Below are 21,713 nucleotides of genomic sequence, written 5' to 3' on the forward strand. Positions count from 1 at the left end.
TCATCTGTTTTCTATTATCGATAATTATTACTTCACTACAAAAGATTATAACGTTTGATTCGCGTTCTGTCGCGTGAATGGTGCACAAATAAAACGAAAATAAGCGTATTTATCAGATTTATGCGACTTATGTATGCAGACTGTCGAGGGTGACATCTCCGATGGTCTCCAGCTCCTCCCCGATATCGAGTTTGCTGGCGTGCCAAGGCTCGTTGCAGGAGATGCTTGGCCGCACGTCGACGACGACGATGGTGATGTTGTCGTTGCCCCCGGCCTTGAGAGCCGCGCGCGTCAGCGCTTCCACGGCACGTTTCGGGTCCGGGTTCGCCTGGCAGATCGCCGCGATTTCGGTGTCGTCGACCTCGGAATAAAGTCCGTCGGAACATACGATGAACCGGCCGGAGGGCACCACCGCGTAAAAGTCGGGCCGAATGCCTTGCGGCGCGCCGATGCACTGGGTGATGACGTTTCGCGGGATGGTCGCATTGGCCATTTTCGGCGACATCAGTCCGGCGTCAATGGCCTGTTGCCGCTCGGAATGGTCCTTGGTGATATGGCTGATTGAGGAAGCGACCGCGTTGCCGTGCTCGTCGAGATTGAAATGGTAAGTGCGGGAATCGCCGACATTGATCACATACCAAAGCGGAGCCTGCTCACTGCCGTCCTTGGCTGGGCGGGCAGGAAGGATGATGCCGGTGGCCGTGGTTCCGGCCAGGCCGCCAAGGTCCTTGCCCAGTTCGTAGACGTCATGCTGGGAGGCGTTCAGTGCGGATTCGATGACTTTTCGGGACCGCACGGCCTTACTCGCGATGGCCTTGAAGTGCCCTGCGGTCAACGCGCTCGCGCGTTCGCCGCCGACGCCGCCGCCCATGCCGTCGCAGACCATATAGACTCCGGGCTCGTTGACCCCAGTGTCTTGGTTGTTGCGTCGCCTTTTGCCGATGTCGGTGCCCATGGCCGCACGAATGTGTGGGTGATTAGACATAATCAACGACCTTTCCGTGCGGTGGTTTTGCGTTTTGTATGCACACCAGTCAGTATAGACGTGCCTTTTGTCGCATTTTTCTTCGAGGTTTTACCTGGTTTTGCGCTTTTGCCGGTTTTGGCTTTCGAAACATTTGCGAAACCCGCGGAACCTTTGGCACCTGAGCGATTCTTGGAACCTGAATGACCTGCGACGTTCTTGGATCCTAACTCCTTGAGCCGGCTAAGATCCAAGTGCGGCATATGGAAGACGCCCTTGAGCGAAAGTCGGGTACGCAGACGACGCATGCGCGGTTGGTCGGCGAGGATGGCTTTGCGCATGGCCTTGACCCGCTTCCAATAATCCTCAGAAGCCGTCTCTTCGGGTTTCTTGCCGGAGAAGGCGACCCAATCGGCCTCGCGAGAGAGCAGCTGAAGCTGGCCCAAGTCAATCGGATGCCCCTTGAACGGCTTCCTTTTCTTGGCTGCTTTTTCGGCGGCTTTCTGTGCCTTGCGCGTGGGCAATTGACTGGCGGCGGGAGTCATAGTCGAAGCTGCGGTTCCAGCGGCCCCGGTTGTATCCATTGCACTTATACCGCCTTCTTTCGCGGCCTTCAGCGCTTTGTCGATCTGCGCGACCTGCTGCCGGCGGGTGCCGGAGGTCTTGATGCCGCTTTGATCGGCGAGCATGTCGATGGCCCTCCAGCCGGAAGCGATGCGTTGCTCAGAGCTGCCGCGACGGGCCATGACGGCCAGTTGGATGGCTTTGATAAGCAATATCAGCCCACAAATAATAAGGATGATCCACAGCGGGCTGCCGTAGATAGCGACTTTTTCGGCAATCGCGAGAATCCTCATCAACGTGGCATTCCCGTTGAGGTCGCCCGCGTCCGCGCCGTCAAGCGAGGACTGGTCGCGGGCTTGGTTCTGGTCATGCAGCGGGTCGACGAGCGGCACCGGCGGCTGACGCACCAGCGTCTTCGGGTTCGGCGGTGTCAGATCCTGGTTCTTGTTCGGGATCTTTGTCTCCTTGGGCGTGGGGTAGAAGGGCACCCAGCCGTAATCCTTGAAGTTGATCTCGACCCAGGCTTCGATGTCGTTGCCGGTGAAATCGGTTTGCGCCACGCCGCTCTTGGTGTGCGTGGTGCGGGCCTTGGTGATGTTGCCGTCCTTGTCTTTCGGGATGAAACCGAGCACCACGCGCGTGGGGAGATTGAGCTCGCGGGCCATCATCGCCATCGCCGAAGCGTACTGCTCGCTGTCGCCGACCATCGCGGTGCCGCCGAGCATGGAATCGATGCGGAAGTTGCCATGGCCCGGCAGCGACGGATAATCGCCCGCCAGTCCGTGGGAGAACCAGCCCTTGGTCTTGAGCGCCGTGGCGAGGGTTGCTGCGGTCGCGCCGTCGCTGTCCTGCTTGCCGGTCAAAGCCGGCGCGAGTCTGCTGGCGCTGTCGGGGATATCCTTCGCTTCGGGTTGTGTGATGCGCTCGGCGTGTGCATGGATGATTTGTTGCTGGCTGGGGATATCGGCGATGACGCCGGATTCGGTATAGGTCTGCCCGCCAAGTGCCATGTTGGGCACGATGGCCGAATGGGTGCCCATGTTGTAATAGAAATCCTGGGTATTCATACCGACGGACGTCGCTTCGCCTGCCAATGGCAGCCATTGTTCGGAGAAGCCCTTGTGCACTTTGAAGGTGGCTTTGAAATGCTCGCCCTGCGTCGTGTTGGCGATGCCGCTGCCGATCTTGCGGTAATCGGAGGAATCGCTGGCGTCCGTGGAATCCGAAAGGTTCCAGACGTTGCCGTCGAAGCGATCCATGACGGCCAGGCGCACCGGTGTGCCGGCGGGAAGCCCGGAGACTGAAAGCAGCGTTTCCTTCTTATGGTATTTGACATACGAACGCATATCGCTTAACGGACTGGTGTATTGGTGCGGGTCGAGCGGTGGGTTGTAGCGGTCGCGCAGCGTTAAGCGGTGCTGCGGGACGATGAGGGTCGCACCGAACGACAGACCGACGGCAAGAACAATAATGATGACCATGCTTATCGGTCGGCGGATATCCAGTGACTGCCAGCGCCAGGCAAGCCAGACCACCAACGCCAGCATGGCGATAATGCCGCAGACTGGACGCAGCGTGCCGTAAGCGGTGCCCAAAAGCGCGCTCACCGCGAGGTTCAAGGCCAACGGGAAAATGGTGATGAGGTTGATTTTCTTGCTCACCGAAACCGCGAAAACGCCGGCCAGGAACGCCGTCCACAGATTGAGCGTCCACAGCGCCATCAGGCTGCCGTTGGCATTGCCGAGTGGCGGAATGACGGCGATGACATATTTGAACGAGCCGAAAGTCTGCGTGAAACCTTGGGTGATGGTTTTCAGGCTCGGTACGATATGTGCGATGGTCGTGTCGTTCAACGCGATAACGGGGCCGACGAGGAACTGCGCGAGGACAAGGAAAACGATTTGCCACCACAGTTTGAGCACCGGATTGACTCCGGCCAGGGCAATCAGAACGCCGAGCAGCGCCGCCGGAACGGCTGCCATGGCCCAGACCAGAACATTGCCGTAGACGTCGATGAGATTGGCGGAGTTGAGGCAGACGGTGACTAGGACGAGCAGGGCGCCGATGGCGGCGGTGGTCCAAGGGCGGCGAACGGTGACGAACATCTGACGCTGGCCATTGCTGGTGGCGGTCAGGGCAATCGGGGCCCGGGTGGTACTTGCCCACGTGCCGGTGGTGTTGGTGCCGGTCGTGCCGGTGAAATCGGGGAGGGAGGCCGAGGCCGATGCGGAAGCAGCTGCAGAAACAGAAGCCTTAGAGCGGTTTGCTTTCGCTCGGCTCGGGCTTGGCCGGCCCGTCGGATTGATTGCCGCGTTAAAGGAATCGCTCATTTCAGCGCCTCCATGATCAAAGGCAGGTCGTCGAGAGAGGAAAGCGTGGCCAAAGTGAAGTCATCGTATTGGTGGATGGCGTTGCCGGCGATGGGGTCAATCTGCAGCATCACGCAGATGGATTCTCGACTCAGCGCTGCGGCGATGCGGCGGAGACGTTGGAGTTTGGCTCCCGAACCGACCACGAAGAAATAGAACGAAGCGCCGGGGCTCGTAGCGAGAGTTGCGACGGCGAGGTTCGGGTTTTCATCTATGTCCGGCTTGACCCCGCTCATCCAGTCGAGGAACGGCATCGCTCCGCGCGCAATCAGGGAATCGGCGGCGGCCTGTACGGCCAGCGGGCGGTCTTCGAGTAGGCATTCGGTGCCGATGGAGGCGGCGACGCTCACAGCGAGCTCGAATTCGTCTTCGGACGAGTAATCCGTAGGATTGACGCCAAGAGTGATGGAAGTATCGGTGCGTTTGGTGGCTTCGTATTGTCGGACCATCATCGTGCCGGTTTTCGCCGAAGAAAGCCAGTGGACGTTGCGCATGTCGTCGCCGGGGCGGTATTCGCGCAAACCGTAGAAGTCGAGGTCGTCGTCGACCACTTGGCCGGAGGGACTGCCTTCAAGGTCGCGGAAAATGCCGGAATCAAGGGTATTGAGGAACACGGTTTTCGGATGGATATAGACCTGAACGGACTGCGAAAGCGACTGCTCGTGCCGCACGATGCCGAAGGGATCACCTTTGCTGATTTTCAAGGGGCCGACGGGCAGGATTGCGCGCGAAGTGGCTCGGAACTCGACCTGCTCGCCTTTGGCTTTGCCGGGAGCTAATGCGGGGATGCGGAAACGTTGGTGCATCTCGCCCATTGGCAGGTCGCCGAGCACGCTGACAGTTGGGCTTTTGCCTGGGTTGGAGATATTGACATCGACCTTGACGCTATCGCCGACGGTGATGCGGTTATCGGAAACGGATAGCGCTGCATGGAATTTTGTATTACCAAGTGACATCGCGATGCCGCATAACAGCATGACCAGCCCGATAATGCCGCAGACCAGCAGTTCGTGCCATCCCAGCGCCGGGAACGCTACCAGGCAAACCACGGCCATGCCGGTAACCGACCAGCCGAGGGGAGATACGTAGGCGGTGAGCCATCCAGGCAGCTTCTTGCGCAAACTAGCCGCATTATGCCGAGCCTTGAGCCAAAGATGCCCAAGACGAGTGTTGTTTTGCAGCAGGCTTGGTCTGCGCCCTTTGAGGCGGCGTTGGCCTTTGCGTTTGCTGGAGACTGCCGCCATGGCCCCGTTCTGGGAGAAAGTGGAGAAACCGGGTGACGTCGCCTGCGGCTGGTGTCGGTTTTTGGTGAAGTGCATGGTCTTGCTTTCAGACTCCCATGGCAGGGGCTGGGACGGATTCGACGATTTGCGCGACGACCTGTTCGGCGGTTTCGCCCTTGAACGCGGTTTCGGCGTTCAGAATGATACGGTGGGCGAGCACCGGCACGGCGAGGTCCTGTACGTCGTCGGGGAGCACATAGTCGCGTGCGTCGGCCGCGGCCCAGATTCGGGCGCAACGGGTGAGAGCCAAAGCGCCACGCATGGAGGAGCCCACGCGAAGCTTCTCGCTCAGCCTGGTGGCCTCGACAAGACGTTCGATATATTCGAGGATGCGGTCATCGACGCGCACGTCCTTGGCCGTCTTGCGCAGCCTGATGATGTCGTCGCCGCTCAAAACGGCGGAAACGGTGTCGGCGCGGTCGGTGATGTCGATGTCCTTCAAGATACCGATCGACACGTCGTGGCCGGGCGCGCCCACGGAAGTCTTGATGAGGAAGCGGTCCATCTGGGCCTCAGGCAGCTTGTAGGTGCCAAGCTGTTCCAGCGGGTTCTGGGTGGCGATGACGATGAACGGTTGCGGCATCGGATAGGTCTTGCCGTCGACGGTCGTCTTCTGCTCTTCCATGACTTCCAGCAGTGCGGACTGGGTCTTCGGCGAAGCGCGGTTGATTTCGTCGGCCAGCACGATGGAGGCGAAGATCGGGCCTTGGCGGAACTCGAATTCGCCGGATTTCTGGTCGTAGAAGGTCACGCCGACCACGTCGCTGGGGAGCAGATCGGGAGTGAACTGGATACGCTTGAACGAGGTGGCGATGGAATTGGCCAAGCCTCGCGCCAGCTGTGTTTTACCGGTGCCGGGGTTGTCTTCCAGCAGTACATGGCCGCCGACCATCAGCGCCGTGACGCACAGCTTGATCGGTTCGGGCTTGCCGACCACAACCTTGCCGATGTTGTCGACCAGAGCGTCGAAGGAACGCTTGAACTCAAGAATGGAATCCTTGGGCGGTGTAATGATGCTCGAGGCCGGCGTGGCTGCGGCGTACGGGGCCGAGAGCGAATCCGGGTTGGCGGAAGCGTTGGAGGAGACCTGCGACTGGAAGCTGCCGGCTGAGGAAGTGTATGACATCGAGGACGGCGACTGGTAGCTACTTGCCGTCGGGTTTGTGGTATTGCCAGTGACAGGAGTCAGATTTGCGGTTGCGGCAGGGGTAATAGGGGAAGGAGACGTCACGGAAGTGGCCGCGAGAGTAGCTGCAGAAGCGCTGGAAGAAGTCCCCGTGTAAGCATCGTCGGGAATCTCGACAGACGTGGCCGGAGAAGCGACATAGCTTCCGCCGGTTTGCGCGTCCAGCCCCGCATCCGCAAAATTTTCAGTAGGAATGACCGGGGCATCGTTGCCGCTGCCGGGCATCGAAGTGCTCAGCACGGTCTCTTCGGAGATAGCCTCATCCTCGCTGATGCCGTGGCTAATGGATCCAAGTACGGTGCTGTCGTCGCTCGGATCGGTGGCCGTGTGCCGGGGTTCCCTCGAACGTTTCGGCAGCGAGGGGAACGTGCTGTTGCCGCCATTGGTCGTATCGTCGCCGGCGCTGAATTGCGGGAGATGGGCGGCTTCAGAAAGATGCGTGGCATCCGAGATTTGCGTCTCATCGTTGGGTTTTTCTGGATTGTTGCTCATCGATTCTCCTTTGTGATGGCTTTGCGGCTGTTCTTGATGAGGTATTGGTTTGTCGGTTTGCGAAACAATCTGTATGACTTCATTGCTTACGACCTTGGTGACTGGAACGTATGTTGGTCCGCGGCACGCACATAGTCGTCCAACGTGAGCGTCTGGGCGAACACGCGGGGCGTCAGTGACTCGGAAGTGACGTCTGGACGGACCGCTGTACCGAATGGCTTCTCGCCGGTGTCGGCGTTGAGTTCGGGTTCGCTTGCGCTGCTGACCTTGATTTCCCAGAAATCAGGAGTACTGGAGCTGGGGAAGTTGCTGACATCAACGTTCGTCTCGTTTGGCGTCAGAGTGAAGCTTGTCGGTGTGCTCCCCTCGTAGAGGATGAACTCGATCACTGCGCCGGTCTGAGCGTATATGTCGGGAGGCGGACTGAGGTTGATGTGGTTATGATCGATCCAAGTGACAGTGATGTTGCTTACGTCAGCCGGTTTTTTCCAGGGGTCGTTATTGCTCGCGCCGGCTTCGTCGCTATCGACTCCGTTCAAGGTCTGTTTGACAGACAGGCTGCCGCAGTTCGTCCATGGGGTGGTGAGGTAATAGTCATGTGGACTGGTTGCTGCCGTATTGCCGATCTTGAATCCGGTGTGATCCCCGTTGGCGTCCCAGGTGAGCGTACATTTTTTGCCGTCACGGTTCAACTTCACATTGGCTGGTGGTGCCGGCTTATAACTCGGGGTCAACGTGGCGGTCAACGTCTTTGGGTCAGGGCCGCTTTTTCGCGGTGTTACGACGGCTGTGACGGTGAATGGCTGGTTGAGGGCATCACCGGGAACAGCAACGCTCGTCCTAGGCGAGGAACACGACACGGATTGGCCATTGACGTTGATGCTGCTGCATCCCGCATTATGCATGTTCCCCAGCGTTATGGAGACGTCGATTTGCTTGGGATTACTGTCGTTTTGCGCGGCTTGCATCGTTGGTCCGATGTCGCCCCAGGGCCCGTCCGCATTCGACGATGTGCCGACAAGGCCGTCGCCGGCGCGGTTGTGGCCGCGTACCGTCGCAGTGACATTCATGCCGTCGTTGATGGAGCCATCACCGATGTCGAAGCTGCAGCTTGTGGCTGAGCCGTCGACGATTTTGGTGCCGGCAGCCCCGTTCAGGGCCACGGTGTATTGGTCTGGCTTGGTACCCACATAGGAAGCCGGATCCCACGAGACGATAATGGTATGGTAGCCGCCTTTCACATTGATGCCGCTGGGTGCGTCGGGCACCTTGTCGGGCATGGCGTCCACGCTGTTCGAGGGCTTCGACCAGCCGGCCTCGTTCTTGGCCTTGACGCTGAAGCTGTAGTTCTTGCCGTTGGTCAGGCCTGTGATATTGCAGGTGGTCACTGCGCCGCAGGATTTGGCGTTGCCGTTATAGTCCACTTCGTAGTCGCTGATGGGGCTGCCGTTGGCCGTTCCGGGCGTCCAGCTGAGGTTCACCGCACTGTCGGCGGGTTGGCCGGCCACCGGCGAGAGTAGCGGCGGTGCCGGTTTGTCGATGATCGAGATGGTGATGGTGGCGCTGACCTCACGCTCCTTGGTATGGGTGGCGTCCTGCACGTTGACAACGATCGTGTTCGACGATGCCCCGATGTCGGCGGCCGCGTGAATGCCGATGGATCCCTTCGAGCCGCAGTCGACCCTGAGCTTCGCGGTATCGTCGGCCTGGCAGCTCACCACAGTCAGCGACGAGTTCGGGAACGGGTTGAACGCTCCGTTGAGGATGTCGACGGTGGTGTCGTCGCCGGCGTTCATCCGTTTGTTGACTCCGGAAATCTGGGCGAGCGGACGCGTGGATTGCACCACCTGCGCCGTAAGCCCAGCCGAAACGGTGCCGTTCGAGTATTTGATGGTGATGGGAATGCTCGACATCGACCCGACGGCGGCGTCAGTCGGTGCTTTCAACGTAAGCTTGCCGCCGCTGGTCAGATGCGATTCGATGGAACCGGAGGCTTCCCCGCCGGAATAGCTATAGTCAGTTTCGTCGTCATCCAGGCCGCTCGGGGCGTGGGTCAGGGCCGTCAGGTCTATGGTCTTGGCGTCCTCACCGGCCGCCACGCTGATGGTGGAGGACGAGAAGGTGGGCGGCGGCACGTTACGTCCGATGACGGTGATGGGCAGAGTCAACACGGACGAATTGATGATTTTGGCCTGCTTCGAGCCGTTCTTGTCCTTGCTGTTGTCGTCGCGTTTGCCGTCGGAGACCGTGAAAGTGATGGAAGCCGGTCCTGCGTAATCCTTCGGCGCGGTGAATTTCATGGTCTGGTCGTTGACGTAATAGTCGGAATTATCGCTCTTGGTGGCGCTGATCGAATTCTTGTCGACGTACGGGGTTTTGCCTGGGCCGACGCGCACGTAGTCGGCGAGATTGATGTTGACGCTGCGTTTCGCGTTCACCCTGATCGGGGGTGCTTTCGGTCGCAGAGTCGGTGGGAAGACGCCGTATTGCGGCACCTGCACGAAAGCCGTGGAGGTGATGTGATAGGTGGTGTTGGTCACCGTGTAAGGCACACTGCGCGCTTCATTGGTGAGGTCGACGGCTACTGTGGTGGATTTCGCTCCGCCCTTGACGTGTGCATGGTCGCTGGCCGTCGGGTCGATGCCGACCTTGAGTTCATCGGCGGTGCCGGAGGGGTTCGCGATCCATTGTGAAAGATCGACGTCCACGGATTTCTTATCGAGCGTCGCGGCGGAAGGCACCCGGTAATCGTAGGCCGTTGGAGGCTCGATGGGCGCGTTCGGGTCGGTGGTCACGGTCAACGTGGCTGTGTCGGAAAGCCCTGCCTTGTCTTTGACGGTGTAGACGATGTATGACGTTCCTGCCTGAGCCGGGGTCTTGAACGAAATCATGTTGTCGGCCACATTGGCTCCGGTGATGCCTTGCATCATAAGGTTCTTGTCGACCTTGAGGTCGGTGTTGTCGCCGGAGATGTCGTTCTGGGTCACGGGCACGTTGGCGGCGGTGCTGGGCCGTAGGGTCACCTGGTCGTCACGCGCGTACACGCCGGAATCGGAGGTACCTTTATAGACGCCCACGCGAATCTGTGCTTGCGCTCGCTGGCCGGTCCAGTCTTCTACGGCGTAGGAGAAAGTATCGGTTCCTGATGAATCGCTATAGGCCTCGTAAACCATATAGTTCGCGCCGACCTCGTCGATACGTCCCATCTTCGGAGACTTGTCGCCAAGGCCGAGCAGCGTGTCGTCGTCGCCGTCGGTGTCGATACCGGTCAGGGTGATCGGTATACGCACCTTCTGCCCGGCCGCGACCTGCGCCTGCGTGTCCTGCGGGGTGGGGGCGGGCTTGTTGTTCGCGTCCTTGGCGTGCACGGTGATGGTGATGATGCCGGAGGCCGCGTTGCCGAGGTTGTCGCGCACGGTGTAGGTCACCGGGTAGACACCTGGGGTGTTCGAGGCCTGATAACGCACATCGTCGCCAGAGACGAAGACGAGGCCCTTGAAGGTCTTCTTGCTGAACTGCAAGGTGTTCTGCAGTTTCACCGTGGTGCCGTCGGCGTGGGAGACGTGGTCGATTACGTCGACGCTGACGATACCGCCCGTACGCACGTTGGCGTTGACATTGGCGGCTTTCGGTGCCGCGTTGGCGGTAGTCAGGGCCGGCGGTTGAAGCACGATGGTGCCGCGGGTGGAGCCTGCCGCGTTGGCCACGGTATACGTGAGTTTGACGGGCTTGGTGGGAATCTGTCGGGCGGTCATATAGACGCGTTTGTGCGCCACAAGACCGGTTTTGATTCCCAGTTTCGGGTCGACGTTGACGGAGGTCACCGAAAGCACGCCGCCCATCGGGTCGGTGTCGTTGTTGAGCGGTTCGACGATGGCGGTGCGGTCTGCTCCCAGCAGTGCCACGTCGTTGGCGGCCACCGGCTTGGCCGCTTCTCCGGCCACTGGCTGCACTTCCAATCGTGCCAGCCCTTGAGCTTCCACGCTGCCTTGCGTGATGGTATACGGAACGTAATATGTACCGGGGTTGCTGGCCTTGAATGTGAAGGAAAGGTCAGCGGAATTGGTCGACGTAGTGGTGCCGCTTGGAGTGTTGACGGCGGAAAGCACGGGTGGCTGGGCGCTGGTACCGTGCACGTATTGCTTGAGTTCCACGGTGGTGGAGGTGTCGGGCGTGGTGTTCTTGGTCACTGGGTCGATCAGCGCCGGCAGCGTGTTCGCCGGGCGTACGGAGAAATAGATGAGCCCCATGCCGGTGTGCATGCCGTCGGAGACGGTGACTTCCACGCCCACGCGGCCCCCGGTCAACGAGCCGGTGTTGAAGACGAGCTGGCCGTCGGCGCGGGTTGAGATGGCCACTTGGTCATTGTTTTGCGCCACGGCGGAGACGAGCGTCATCGGGTCGCCCTCCGGGTCGGTGAAGCTGCCCAGCGCGTTGACGGTGAAGGTAGCTCCCTGCTCCACGTCATATTCGGGCGGAGTGTCGGTCTGGGCCGGGGGCTGGTTGACGGTACCGCCGGTGATGTTGAGATTGACCGTCGCGGAGCTGGATTGCCCACGTCCGTCGTTGATTTCGTAAGTGAAGCTAGCCTTGCCCGCGCTGGCGCCTGAGGCGTCGAGCTGCAGATAACGCCCGGAATAGATCGGAGCTACGGTGATGCCGGTGCCGGAAACGGGCCCGACCTTGGTGATGTGCAACACCGAGCAGTCGGTCTGTTCGTCGTTTCGTAGCACGTCAAGGATTTCCTGGCCGCCCACGCGCGCACCGAAATTATCGTCCTCGGCCTTGATTTCGCCGGATTTGGTGGAACAGGTGGGTTTGAACTGCGTCTGGTTGTTAGCCGAGTCGGAGTTCTTCTGCTGGTTGGTGGTTTTCTTTGTTTCGATCTGACGCCACTGGATTTTGATGACCTTGTTGGACTGATCCGGGTTCCACACGTTGCCGTTGGTGATGTCGTTCAAGACGACGAGGCGGTGGTTGGTGCGGAAGACGAGCTGTGAGGTCGGCGAGATGGATTGCAGGCTCTGCCATTGCGCCTGGGTGGTGTCGCCTTTGGCCTGGTCCGGGCTCGCGGCGCCGTCGGCGGAGCAAAGCCGGATATAGTTGTGCGCCTGCTGCGACCAAGCTGCATAGACACAGCCTTTATTCGAGACAGGCTGTGCGGCTTCGGCCGTGCCCTTGTTCATGAATGCGGCGGTTTTGTTGCTGTGCTTGAAATCGACGGTGAAGATGCCGTTGCGTGCGCTCGCGGCCACCCAATCGCCTTGCGCATCGTCAACGGCCGGGGCCTGCAGGCTCACCGGTCCGCGCGAGTCGATCTGCGCGCTGCCGCCCTGCCACATGATTTCCTGTTTGGCGGCGATGACGGGTCGATTGCCGATGACGGTGAAGCTGTCGGCGTTGGTCTCTTTGCCGTCGGTGATGGATTTGAGCGTTTTCGCAGCGCTGTGTGCACTGTCCATCTTGATTACCGCACCGTCCGCCGGCCGGTAGCCGTAAACCGCTCCGTTGCGGTCGACGGCGAGAAGCCCATGCGCTCCAAGCTGCATCTGAGGGGTGGAAGTCTTGGGCGCTATGGAATCGATGTTGCTTGAATCGCCGACCCACACGTTGCCGGTTTTGTGGTTCAAAAAAGCTGCGGTGGCTCCGCCGATGAACGTCGAAGTGGAATTTTTGAGATCGGCCTTGCCATGGATGCCGAGGTTTGAGGCGACGATGCCCTGTGCCTTGGCTCCGTCGGAAAGGATCACGTCGTCATCGTGCTGGCTGACGTCGAAAGTGGGAGTGGTGGGTGCCACGGCGCCGTTGGCCTGCTGGAGCTTGACGTTGAAACGTGCGGCTTTTCGGTCTTTAAGCGAGGTGACCCATACTGTGCCGTCGTCGAGGTGGACGTGTGTGCGCGTCAAGGTATTGATAATGATGGCCCCGGCCACGATGCCCAGCAGCAGAAGCAGCACGAGCACCGGCGTCAGCCACCGGCGGTTGGTTTGCGAATTCAGGCGTCTCAAGGCAAGACGAATGCTATGCTCACCCTGCGGTTTACGCGATGCCTTCATCAGCTGCTTCCTTCTTTTTCCGTTAACCCGGCGGGCTCACCCAAAATTCCTGCCGATTGTCCAATGACTTGCCAGCGTTTGCACAGCTTCAATCGTTTGAGCGTTGCTTTTTACTGCTACGTTCATCGCTGCTTTTACTGCTTTACTACTTCGTTACTACACAGGCCATTGCGGGAGTGGCAGACATATGTCCGTCAACTCTTACAATACTAACCTGAATGCAGGTCTGTGGTTTATCGTTATTCACAATGAGACTGACTTTCGGTTCTTTGACGATTGAGGTCTGGCTGCCGGGCGCCTCCGAACCGTCCTGGACTTCCGCCCAAGCGTAGGTATCGCCGGCCTTCGGAGCTGGGTTGCTCCAAGTGAACGTCACATTCTGTCCGTCGGAAGTCCCCTTGAGATTCGTGGCTTGAGGTACTGCCGCTCCTGCGTCCTCGCTGGTGATGTCGTCCTTCGGGGCGGCCTTCTGCCCGTTGCGACCTTTCGAACCGTTCTTGGCGGAGTTGGAGTTTGTATTACCGGAATCGGTGCCTCCGTTATGCGGCGTCTGCATGGTGTTGATCTGCGTGCGATCGTCCGATTTGCGACTGTCCATTCGGGGCATCACGACGAAAACGAAAGTGGATATGACGATGGCCACCGCAGCCAGCGCGGCGATCGCGATGACCAGCGGCTTCTTGGAGTGCTTGCGCTCCGGCATGGCCACTTTCGCGCCGAAACGTCCTTTGCTTGACTGTGGCATCGAATGGTGCGGCGGAAATTCGTCGCAGTCCTCCGCCACGAACGGCGTCATGTTGAGTCCGCACTCTTCCTGCGCTTGCTGCAAGGCCCGGCCGAACTGTTGCGCCGAAAGGTAACGGGCGTCCGGGTCCTTGTCCATGGCCTTCAGAAGAATCTGTTCAACCTCTTTGGGTACGTCAGGGATAGCGTTCTTCGGCAACGGGTCGGCGACGATATGCCGCGCCAGCTCGTTCTGTGTATGCGGGTGGAAAACGTATTCGTAGGGCGATTTGCCTGCCAAAAGCCCGTAAAGCGTGGCCGCCAACGAATAGATGTCGGAGGTTTCAGTACCGCCACCCTTGCCGGTCAGCACTTCCGGCGGAGCCCACGGCACGGAGAAACCAGTGCGCGATTTGGCTTCGTAGATGCTGGTCGAAATGCCGAAATCGGAAAGCGCAGGCTGGTTGGCGGAAGTCACCAGAATATTGGCCGGTTTGATGTCGCGGTGGATGATGCCGTGGCGGTGCGCGGTCTGCAGGGCTCCGCTGAGCTTCACCCCGAGGTCGAGCACTTCGGAGACACTGAGCCTGCGGCTGTGCATGATCTCCTTGTAGGAGCCATGCGGAGCGTATTCGAGTACAAGGTAGGGCAGGCGGGTCTCATTGGTGAGCCCGGACCCGTAAATGGAGACGATATAAGGGTGCGCCGAAAGCTGGGCCATGATCTTGGCTTCTTTTTCGAAAGCCTCGTCGAAAGTGCGGTCCTGCCTCGATTTGCCCACTTTGACGGCGACTTCGCGGTTGAGGTTGTGTTGGCGGTAGAGGTACACGTCGGCCGTCGAGCCGGCTCCCAGCTCGCGGATGAAATCACAATCGGGTATCGTCGGCGCCATCGCGACCCTTTCTCCTCATCTCCCAAAAGAAACTGGTTGCATTTTACCTTGTGTATCGAACTTTATACGTTTTGATAACTTATCGTATGGTTTGGCACTGGCTGGTGGGGGCGGGAAAGGAAAATCCGCTTGGCTACGTAGGCTGGAACCATAGGTTTATTGCATTGCCAGACAAAGGAGCAACATGGTATTACATCGTAACTTGGGTCCGTTCGACACCACCGCCATTGGTTTGGGCGAGATGCCGCTGACCATCGAGAACAATTTCGGCGAGGCCAAGGGCGTCGAGACCATTCACGCCGCGCTCGACGCTGGCTGCCGCCACATCGACACGGCCTGGTCCTATTACTGCTCCGGTGGCGAAGAACAGACCGGCGAAAAGCTAGTCCGTCGCGCCATGGAAAGCTGGGACGGACCGAAGGACGAAGTCACCGTCGCCACCAAAATTGGTCACTTCCGCAACTTCGCCGACGACGGCACAACCCCGACCTGGGGCGTCAACGGTCAGCCCGAGCACCTGATTGAGGCCGGCAAGCAGTCGGCGCTCGCGCTCGGCGTCGACACCATCGACCTGCTCTATTTCCATCGTCCCGACCCGTCCGTTCCTTATAACGAATCCATTGAGGCCATCAAACAGCTGCTGGACGAAGGCGTGGCCAAGGAAGCCGGCATTTCCAACGCTTCTGTCGAGCAGATCGACATCGCCCGTGGCATTTTGGGCGACAAACTCATCGCCGTGCAGAATCAGTTCTCGCCGACCTACCGCTCCACGCAGGATACGCTCGAATACTGCGAGAAGCTGGGCTTGGCGTTCGTCTGTTGGAGCCCGCTCGGAGGCTATCGCAAGGCCAAGGACGAGAGCAAATACGACCCGTTCCGCGAGGTTGGCCAGGCCCATGGGGTGAGCCACCAGCAGGTTGTACTCGCCTGGGAACTGAGCTTGGGCAAACATGTCTTCGTTATTCCCGGAGCCCATCGCCCCGAGACCATTCTTGACAGCCTCAAGGCCGGCGACCTCGAGCTCACCGACGAGGAGCTCGCCACACTCAACGCCTGAAACCGTCGAACTGTTCTTGCAGCTAATGGAGAAGGTGGAATGTGATGAAAAGTCGCAATTGCACCTTTCTATTTGCCGCCGCAGCATTGGCGACTTCTCAATGCGTTGTTTCCCGCACTCCACACACATTTGTGCGGGAAAAGTCGCAAAAATAAGTTAGGAATGCGTTGTTTCCCGCACAATAGACCCGGTTAGTGCGGGAAAAGTCGTATTCACACGTTCAAGGTGTGCTGCGATGTGTTGGGCTGTGGCGTTATACCGCGAGTTACCGTGGCCGCGTCGGTTTAGACTGGAACGGAGCAATTGGGCGAGGACGAGAACAGCAAGGGTGAAATAATGGCTGAAAACAACGAAAACAAGCTGATTCAGACAACAATGGTACGGCGGAGGAAGCCCGAAGTACTGGCTCCGGCGGGCAACTTGCGTGGTCTGAAGACGGCCATCGACTTCGGTGCGGACGCTGTCTACTGCGGCGGCAAGGAATTCGGCATGCGCTCGGCGCCGAAGAACCTTTCGATGGACGACCTCAAGGCTGGGGCGGAATATGCCCATGAGCGCGGGGCGCGTGTTTATGTGACGTGCAATGTGCTGCCACACAACAATGAGGTCGAGGACATCAAGACTTATATTGCCCGCCTCGCCCAGACCGGTATCGACGCGCTGATCGTCACCGACATCGGCGTGATGATGGCCGCGCATTCCATAGCTCCGCAGCTTGAGCTGCACGTCTCCACGCAGGCGGGTGTCACCAACTATCTGGCCGCCAACGCACTCTACGAGCTGGGTGCGCGACGTGTGGTGCTCGCCCGAGAGCTCGATTTGCAGGCTATTCGTGACATTCGCGCCAACATCCCGGAAGACATGGATATCGAGTGCTTCGTGCATGGCTCGATGTGCATGGCGTTTTCCGGTCGCTGCCTCATCTCCAACTACATGAACGGGCGCGACGCCAACCACGGCGAATGTTCGCAACCCTGCCGCTGGAAGTACCACGTCGTCGAGGAGAAGCGCCCTGGCCAGTTCTTCCCGGTCGAGGAGAACGACGAAGGCACATTCCTGTTCAATTCACAGGACATGTGCATGCTTGACCATCTCGACGACATGATCGACGCCGGCGCCACCAGCCTCAAGATCGAGGGCCGCGCCAAAAGCGCATATTACGTTGCGTCGATGGCTAACGCCTACAAATGCGCGGTCAATGAATATATGGTGCAACGCGGTTTTGAAGGCAAGGACGGCAACAAGATCAAGCCGTTCCATGATATGGTGCGCCGTTCCGACGTCGTGCGCGTGACCAAAGCGGTCGGTCAGCTTGAATCTAACGGTTCCATCGGTTTCCACGGTGTGCAAAGCGCCGGTGCCGAAGCCGCGGCCAAGACGACGATTTCCGCGACCGTGCCCGCTTTGGTGGGGGAGACGGCCACGAAAGCGCAGGGTTACGCCGAACCCAAGCACGTCGAACTGCCGCAATGGCTGAAAGACGAACCCTACAAAGTTTCGCACCGCGACTATTCCACTGGTTTCTACTATCCGGAGCACAAAGCCGGGCAGAACACGGACCGCGGTGGGTACTTCCGCGACTGGCTCGTGGTCGGCGAGGTCATCGGTTACGACGAGGCGACGCAACGTTTGACGCTGATGAGTCGTAACAAAATCGAGCCCGGGCAGCTCATCGAATTCCTGATTCCCGGGCGCGAACCCGTTGACTACACGGTCGCCGTTGGAGGAATGGAAGACGTCGACGGACAGAGTGTCGAGGAAATCAACAATCCGGCGCATGTCTTCTCGATGCCGTTGCCGTTTGCTGTGTCTGAGCATTCGATGATCCGTTCTCACGCAAAGCAACGCACGCTCAAGGCTGAATAGTCTTGATGGTCAGCGCAATGGCCAAAGGGGTAATTGCCGTTGCCGATTTGTGATATGCGCAAGCCGTAGCTACCCTACGCCGGTTGAGCTATCGACAGGATGAAACGACTCAGGTACTCGGTAGAGTTGGGGCTATGAGCAATTCCATGAACCAAACCGCCGAAAACGGGCAGTACGATGACACCATCCTCGACAGCAACGCCATCGCGCCGACTGACTCGGCGGGCAATCCTATTCCCGTCACGATTCCGATTGACTTGGCACCCGGCATCAAGGTCGTCTACACCACGCGGCTTGGCGGCGTGAGCACCGGCGATTGGGGAGACCTCAATCTTGGCGGCAAATCGGGGGATAGACCTGCCGCCGTGGAGGCCAACCGCGTCGCGTTGGCCAAGGCCGTGGGTGCGCCGCTTTCGTTGGTGGCACAGGTTCATTCCGGCCGTGCCGTCGATGTCGACGAATTCTTCGAGCGTAACGCGCCGTATGGCTGCGATTTTTCCGGCACGATCATCAGTTCCGGTGAAGGCGATGGTGACGGCGACGATAAAGCGAATGCCGATGACGCCGATGAAATTGTAGTGGAACGCAATATCGAGGAAATCGACACGGATAATGGGGCCGAAATCAGCGAAACCGAAACACGCGCCGAAATACTCGAACCTAATAACGTAAAAAATAATGAAAATTCTTCCGTAGGAACGCCGAAAGTCGCGAACCGGGCGACAACCTACCCGAGATTAGAAGCGGACGCTGAGGTCACCGCGAAAACCGGCGTGGCTCTAGGGATGTTCGCCGCCGACTGTCTGCCGGTGTTGCTGGCCGACCCGCAAGCCGGTGTCATTGGTGCAGCGCACTGCGGACGTAAGGGTTTGCAGCGTGGGGTCATCGGTGCTGCCGTCGAACTGATGGTGACCAAAGGTGCGAAGCCAGAACGCATCGTGGCTACGCTCGGCCCGTGCATTTGCGGCGATTGCTACGAAGTGGGCGACGAAATCGCCGACGAATTCGACGCACAATTCCCCGGAACCTTCACCCTGACCCGCTTCGGCGGCCCCGGCATCGACATCGCCAAAGCCGCACTTGCTGAGCTGGCCAAAGCAGGAATCCCGCGCGACAACGTCATCAGCTCCACACCGCGTGTTTCCGCCGCGACGCAATATCTCGACCAAGACGCGGAACTCGCCGCGCTGTGTGCCGCCGACGGCGAAGGCAGCCCCGATCTGGCCGAACGTATCGGCGAGGTGCGCCATAGCCTGTGCACGCTCGAAAACCCGCTCTGGTACTCGCATCGCCGGGCGTCGCTGGCTCGCAAGGCACACGAAGGCCGACTGCTCGCGCTCATCGTACGCGAATAGAAAACCTCCTGTTGCAATTTTTAGCACCATACTCCGCGCTAAACTTGGAACCATGGAACACTTGAACGTTGTCATCTCCGGTTTCGACCCTTACGAAGGCATCGAAAACAACCCTTCGCACGTGGTGCCGCACGCGCTGGTCGACCAAGGACTCGGTGATGTATCAGCGCTGGAAAGCGATGATGTATTACGTGACGTGGATATCTCAATCAACGCCGTCGATTTGCCGGTGGACGTCAATGAATGCTGGCCGCAACTCAAGGAGACGCTGGAGGCGATGCACCCCGACATCGTCATCGCCACCGGTCTCAAGGCCGCCTCGCGCGGGATTCTCTTGGAACGCTGCGCCAACAACATCATCGACACGGCACGCACCACGATTTTGGGCGAGAAGACCGGCCTGCCCGCCGACCCTGCCGACGAAGCGTCGCGCAAACCGATTGCTTCGAACGGACCGGCGGCATTTTGGACGCGCCTGCCGTTGCGTTCCATTCTGGATGATTTCGCGGCTGAGGAGATTCCCTCCGCGCTGAGTTCTGATGCCGGTACGTTCGTCTGCAACTCGCTTTTCTACAACCTGATGAAATGGACTGCCTCGCAGCACAAGGTGCTTTCTGGCTTCGTCAGCCTGCCGATCATCAACGAGGAACCGCATCCGCAGCATGGTTTGACGCTGGAGCAGCAGGTCGAGGCGTGCCGTGTGGTGGTCAGACAGACCGCTCGTTATTTCCTCGAACCGACGTCGTCCAATATTCTTATTGCCTGACAAACGCCGAATCGCGTGGTGTCTGTGTGGATTAGATGCATTTGGACAGAAATTTTCCTAAAATATACTACAATAAGCCATTAGTATTTATCAGCTTTCAAAAACTGCGACAGGAGTCGCAAAGCGAAAGGAATCACCATGTCGGATGACCGCTTCACGACAGAATTGCGCGGGTATAACAAGGAGCAGGTGGATCAGGAGCTGGCTGCCCTGCAGCAGACGCTCGACCGCATGCGTTCGCAGGTCGATTCCAGTGACCAGACGATTTTGCAACTGCGTGCCCAGCTCGAGGAGGAGAAGAAGAACTCCAAGAAGGCTTCGCAGAGCAGTTCATTTGCCTCTTTGGGAGCCAACGCGCAGCAGATACTCACCAGTGCCGAGCAGACCAGCACGGAGCTCATCAACCGTGCCAAGCAGGACGCCGCAAGCACCCGCGCCGCCGCCCAGCACCAGGCTGAGACGTTGATTAACAACACCAAGCTCGATGCCCAGCACATCACCGATGAGGCCAATTCCAAGGCGGCCACCATCCTGGCCAAGGCGCAGACCGAGTCCGAGTCAATCACGACTTCCGCCAAGCAGGACGCCACCAGGCTGCGCGAGGAGACCGCGAAGAAGGTCACCGAGCAGCGTGACACCATCGAAATCGAGCTGACCAACTCGCGTGAGGAGCACAACAAGCGCATGGCCAGCGAGAAGGCCAAGCAGGACCGCGAAATTGCCGAGCTCAAGGCCAAGACCACCCAGCAGGTCGCTGAGCAGCGCAAGGCCGCCAACGACGAGGTTGCCAAGCTCAAGAGCGACGCCAGCGACCAGATCGAGACCGCGCTGGCCGAGGCCAACAAGAAGCTCGCCACCGTGCGTGAGCAGGTTTCGCGTATGACCACCGAAGCGCAGCGCAAGGCCACAGAGATCACCGACGATGCGAAGGCGAAAGCCCAGGGCATCACCGACGAGGCTGAAGTACAGCGCACCAAGACTATCAGCCAGGTCAACGCCGAGGTTGAGCAGATTCGCACCGACATCTCCAAGCAGCAGGAAGAGGCCACCGCAAAGGTCAACGACCTCTTAAAGCAGCTGGAGGAGAGCCGTGCCGCCGCGAAGAAGGAAGCGGACGGTCTGGTCTCCAAGGCCAAGGACCTGCGCGACGAGGCTGACAACTATACCGTTACGAAGCGTCAGGAAGCCGACCGCAAGGCCGAAGAAATCGTTACGAAGGCCAAGCGGGATGCCGAGGCGCGCGTCGAGGAACGCCGCAAGGCCGCGCAAGGCGAGCTGGACGGGCTTCAGGATCGCATCAAGGATCTTCAGGAACGCGAATCGACCATCACCCAGCGCGTTACTGAGCTACGTTCGATGTTCACCAATGCGTTCGCCGGGTTCGGTTTCACCGACGGCAAGGATGCCGAGACTGGCGTCAACGTGCCTCTGGTCAACGCTGTGGCCAACGACCTTGATGATGCTGCACAAGAAGACAGGCAGCGGGATGAGAAGAACGAAGGCGACGGCCGCGGGGAAGTTGAGGGTGGTACTGCTCATCAGGCTGCTCCTGTAGCCGCTCAGGCTCCTCAGGCTCCATCGCGTCCAACGGCTCCGGCGGCTGCTCCGGCACCTGGCCAGATGCCGGCGTCTTATGCGCCTGCCGGTGGTGCGGCTAGGAAGACGGTCTCGCAGCCCGCGCAGAATCATGGCCAAAACGGCGAAAATGCGCAGCACACGCAGACCCAGGCGAAACCGCAAGAATCTCGCACCCAGCAAGGTGGCGAGTCCGAGAATGGTATGCAGCATCTCTCCAATCTGGTGAACAATACTGAAAACAGGAAGCCTGCGACCAACGACGCCAAGCCCGCCGCTCCTGCCGCATCCGCCGAGAATGCTCCTGCGGCCGCTAAGGATAGTCCGGCTGCTGCCCCTGCAAATCGTAAGGTTGCGGCCAACGCGAAATTCGCGGCCACCAATAAGAGCCATATCAATTACGACAACGTCATCTTCCCTGAGGGCGGCGAACCTGCAGGTGGCGGTCCTGCCGAGGTTTAGTTTCGGCTTCGCTCGATTCGGATAAATACGAAGTGCGCCGTGGTAATTTAAGCCACGGCGCACTTCGTATTTTTGTGCTGTCTCGTCGTATCGTATTTTTGGG

General features: G+C 59.2%; 11 protein-coding genes. 5 read left to right on the top strand and 6 right to left on the bottom strand.

The window, feature by feature from the left end:
- Nucleotides 1–127: 127 nt before the first annotated feature.
- The 6 genes from OZX72_RS01890 to OZX72_RS01915 form a co-directional block, all read right to left on the bottom strand.
- A complete protein-coding gene (locus OZX72_RS01890; protein WP_277158764.1) occupies nt 128–985 on the bottom strand; it encodes a serine/threonine-protein phosphatase in 858 nt (285 codons plus the stop codon).
- Between the two features lie 2 nt (nt 986–987).
- On the bottom strand, nt 988–3,858 hold the full coding sequence (locus tag OZX72_RS01895) for a transglutaminaseTgpA domain-containing protein (protein ID WP_277158765.1): 2,871 nt from the start codon (nt 3,856–3,858) through the stop codon (nt 988–990).
- Nucleotides 3,855–5,216: a DUF58 domain-containing protein gene (locus tag OZX72_RS01900; RefSeq protein WP_277158766.1), complete on the bottom strand. Its 1,362-nt coding sequence runs from the start codon at nt 5,214–5,216 to the stop codon at nt 3,855–3,857. The genes OZX72_RS01895 and OZX72_RS01900 overlap by 4 nt, the downstream gene beginning before the upstream one ends.
- A gap of 10 nt (nt 5,217–5,226) precedes the next feature.
- Complete coding sequence (locus OZX72_RS01905; RefSeq protein WP_277158767.1) at nt 5,227–6,858, bottom strand: AAA family ATPase; 1,632 nt, start codon at nt 6,856–6,858, stop codon at nt 5,227–5,229.
- Between the two features lie 86 nt (nt 6,859–6,944).
- Entirely contained in the window at nt 6,945–12,914 is a 5,970-nt protein-coding gene (locus OZX72_RS01910; RefSeq protein WP_277158768.1) for an Ig-like domain-containing protein, read from the bottom strand.
- A gap of 145 nt (nt 12,915–13,059) precedes the next feature.
- On the bottom strand, nt 13,060–14,529 hold the full coding sequence (locus OZX72_RS01915) for a serine/threonine-protein kinase (protein ID WP_277158769.1): 1,470 nt from the start codon (nt 14,527–14,529) through the stop codon (nt 13,060–13,062).
- 184 nt (nt 14,530–14,713) lie between these two features.
- On the opposite strand from OZX72_RS01915, the gene OZX72_RS01920 reads away from it, so the two are divergent.
- The 5 genes from OZX72_RS01920 (at nt 14,714) to OZX72_RS01940 (ending at nt 21,610) form a co-directional block, all read left to right on the top strand.
- Entirely contained in the window at nt 14,714–15,586 is an 873-nt protein-coding gene (locus OZX72_RS01920) for an aldo/keto reductase (protein ID WP_277158770.1), read from the top strand.
- A 375-nt stretch (nt 15,587–15,961) separates the two neighbouring features.
- A complete protein-coding gene (locus OZX72_RS01925; RefSeq protein WP_277159331.1) occupies nt 15,962–17,452 on the top strand; it encodes a U32 family peptidase in 1,491 nt (496 codons plus the stop codon).
- Between the two features lie 134 nt (nt 17,453–17,586).
- Nucleotides 17,587–18,807: a polyphenol oxidase family protein gene (locus tag OZX72_RS01930; protein WP_277158771.1), complete on the top strand. Its 1,221-nt coding sequence runs from the start codon at nt 17,587–17,589 to the stop codon at nt 18,805–18,807.
- Nucleotides 18,808–18,859: 52 nt separating this feature from the next.
- Nucleotides 18,860–19,573 carry a pyroglutamyl-peptidase I gene (locus tag OZX72_RS01935; protein ID WP_277158772.1) on the top strand — a complete coding sequence of 238 codons (714 nt, stop codon included), beginning with the start codon at nt 18,860–18,862 and terminating at the stop codon, nt 19,571–19,573.
- 138 nt (nt 19,574–19,711) lie between these two features.
- Nucleotides 19,712–21,610, top strand: coding sequence for a cell division protein (locus tag OZX72_RS01940; protein WP_277158773.1), 1,899 nt, complete (start codon nt 19,712–19,714; stop codon nt 21,608–21,610).
- The last annotated feature ends 103 nt before the right edge of the window (nt 21,611–21,713 follow it).

It is taken from the genome of Bifidobacterium sp. ESL0769 (assembly GCF_029395495.1).
GTDB lineage: Bacteria > Actinomycetota > Actinomycetes > Actinomycetales > Bifidobacteriaceae > Bifidobacterium.

Excerpts from the sequence above, each read along its gene's own strand:
- OZX72_RS01940 (WP_277158773.1), top strand. The coding sequence starts at position 19,712 with ATGTCGGATGACCGCTTCACGACAGAATTGCGCGGGTATAACAAGGAG.
- OZX72_RS01910 (WP_277158768.1), bottom strand. The coding sequence starts at position 12,914 with ATGAAGGCATCGCGTAAACCGCAGGGTGAGCATAGCATTCGTCTTGCC.
- OZX72_RS01905 (WP_277158767.1), bottom strand. The coding sequence starts at position 6,858 with ATGAGCAACAATCCAGAAAAACCCAACGATGAGACGCAAATCTCGGAT.
- OZX72_RS01920 (WP_277158770.1), top strand. The coding sequence starts at position 14,714 with ATGGTATTACATCGTAACTTGGGTCCGTTCGACACCACCGCCATTGGT.
- OZX72_RS01895 (WP_277158765.1), bottom strand. The coding sequence starts at position 3,858 with ATGAGCGATTCCTTTAACGCGGCAATCAATCCGACGGGCCGGCCAAGC.
- OZX72_RS01925 (WP_277159331.1), top strand. The coding sequence starts at position 15,962 with ATGGTACGGCGGAGGAAGCCCGAAGTACTGGCTCCGGCGGGCAACTTG.
- OZX72_RS01915 (WP_277158769.1), bottom strand. The coding sequence starts at position 14,529 with ATGGCGCCGACGATACCCGATTGTGATTTCATCCGCGAGCTGGGAGCC.
- OZX72_RS01930 (WP_277158771.1), top strand. The coding sequence starts at position 17,587 with ATGAGCAATTCCATGAACCAAACCGCCGAAAACGGGCAGTACGATGAC.
- OZX72_RS01900 (WP_277158766.1), bottom strand. The coding sequence starts at position 5,216 with ATGCACTTCACCAAAAACCGACACCAGCCGCAGGCGACGTCACCCGGT.
- OZX72_RS01890 (WP_277158764.1), bottom strand. The coding sequence starts at position 985 with ATGTCTAATCACCCACACATTCGTGCGGCCATGGGCACCGACATCGGC.
- OZX72_RS01935 (WP_277158772.1), top strand. The coding sequence starts at position 18,860 with ATGGAACACTTGAACGTTGTCATCTCCGGTTTCGACCCTTACGAAGGC.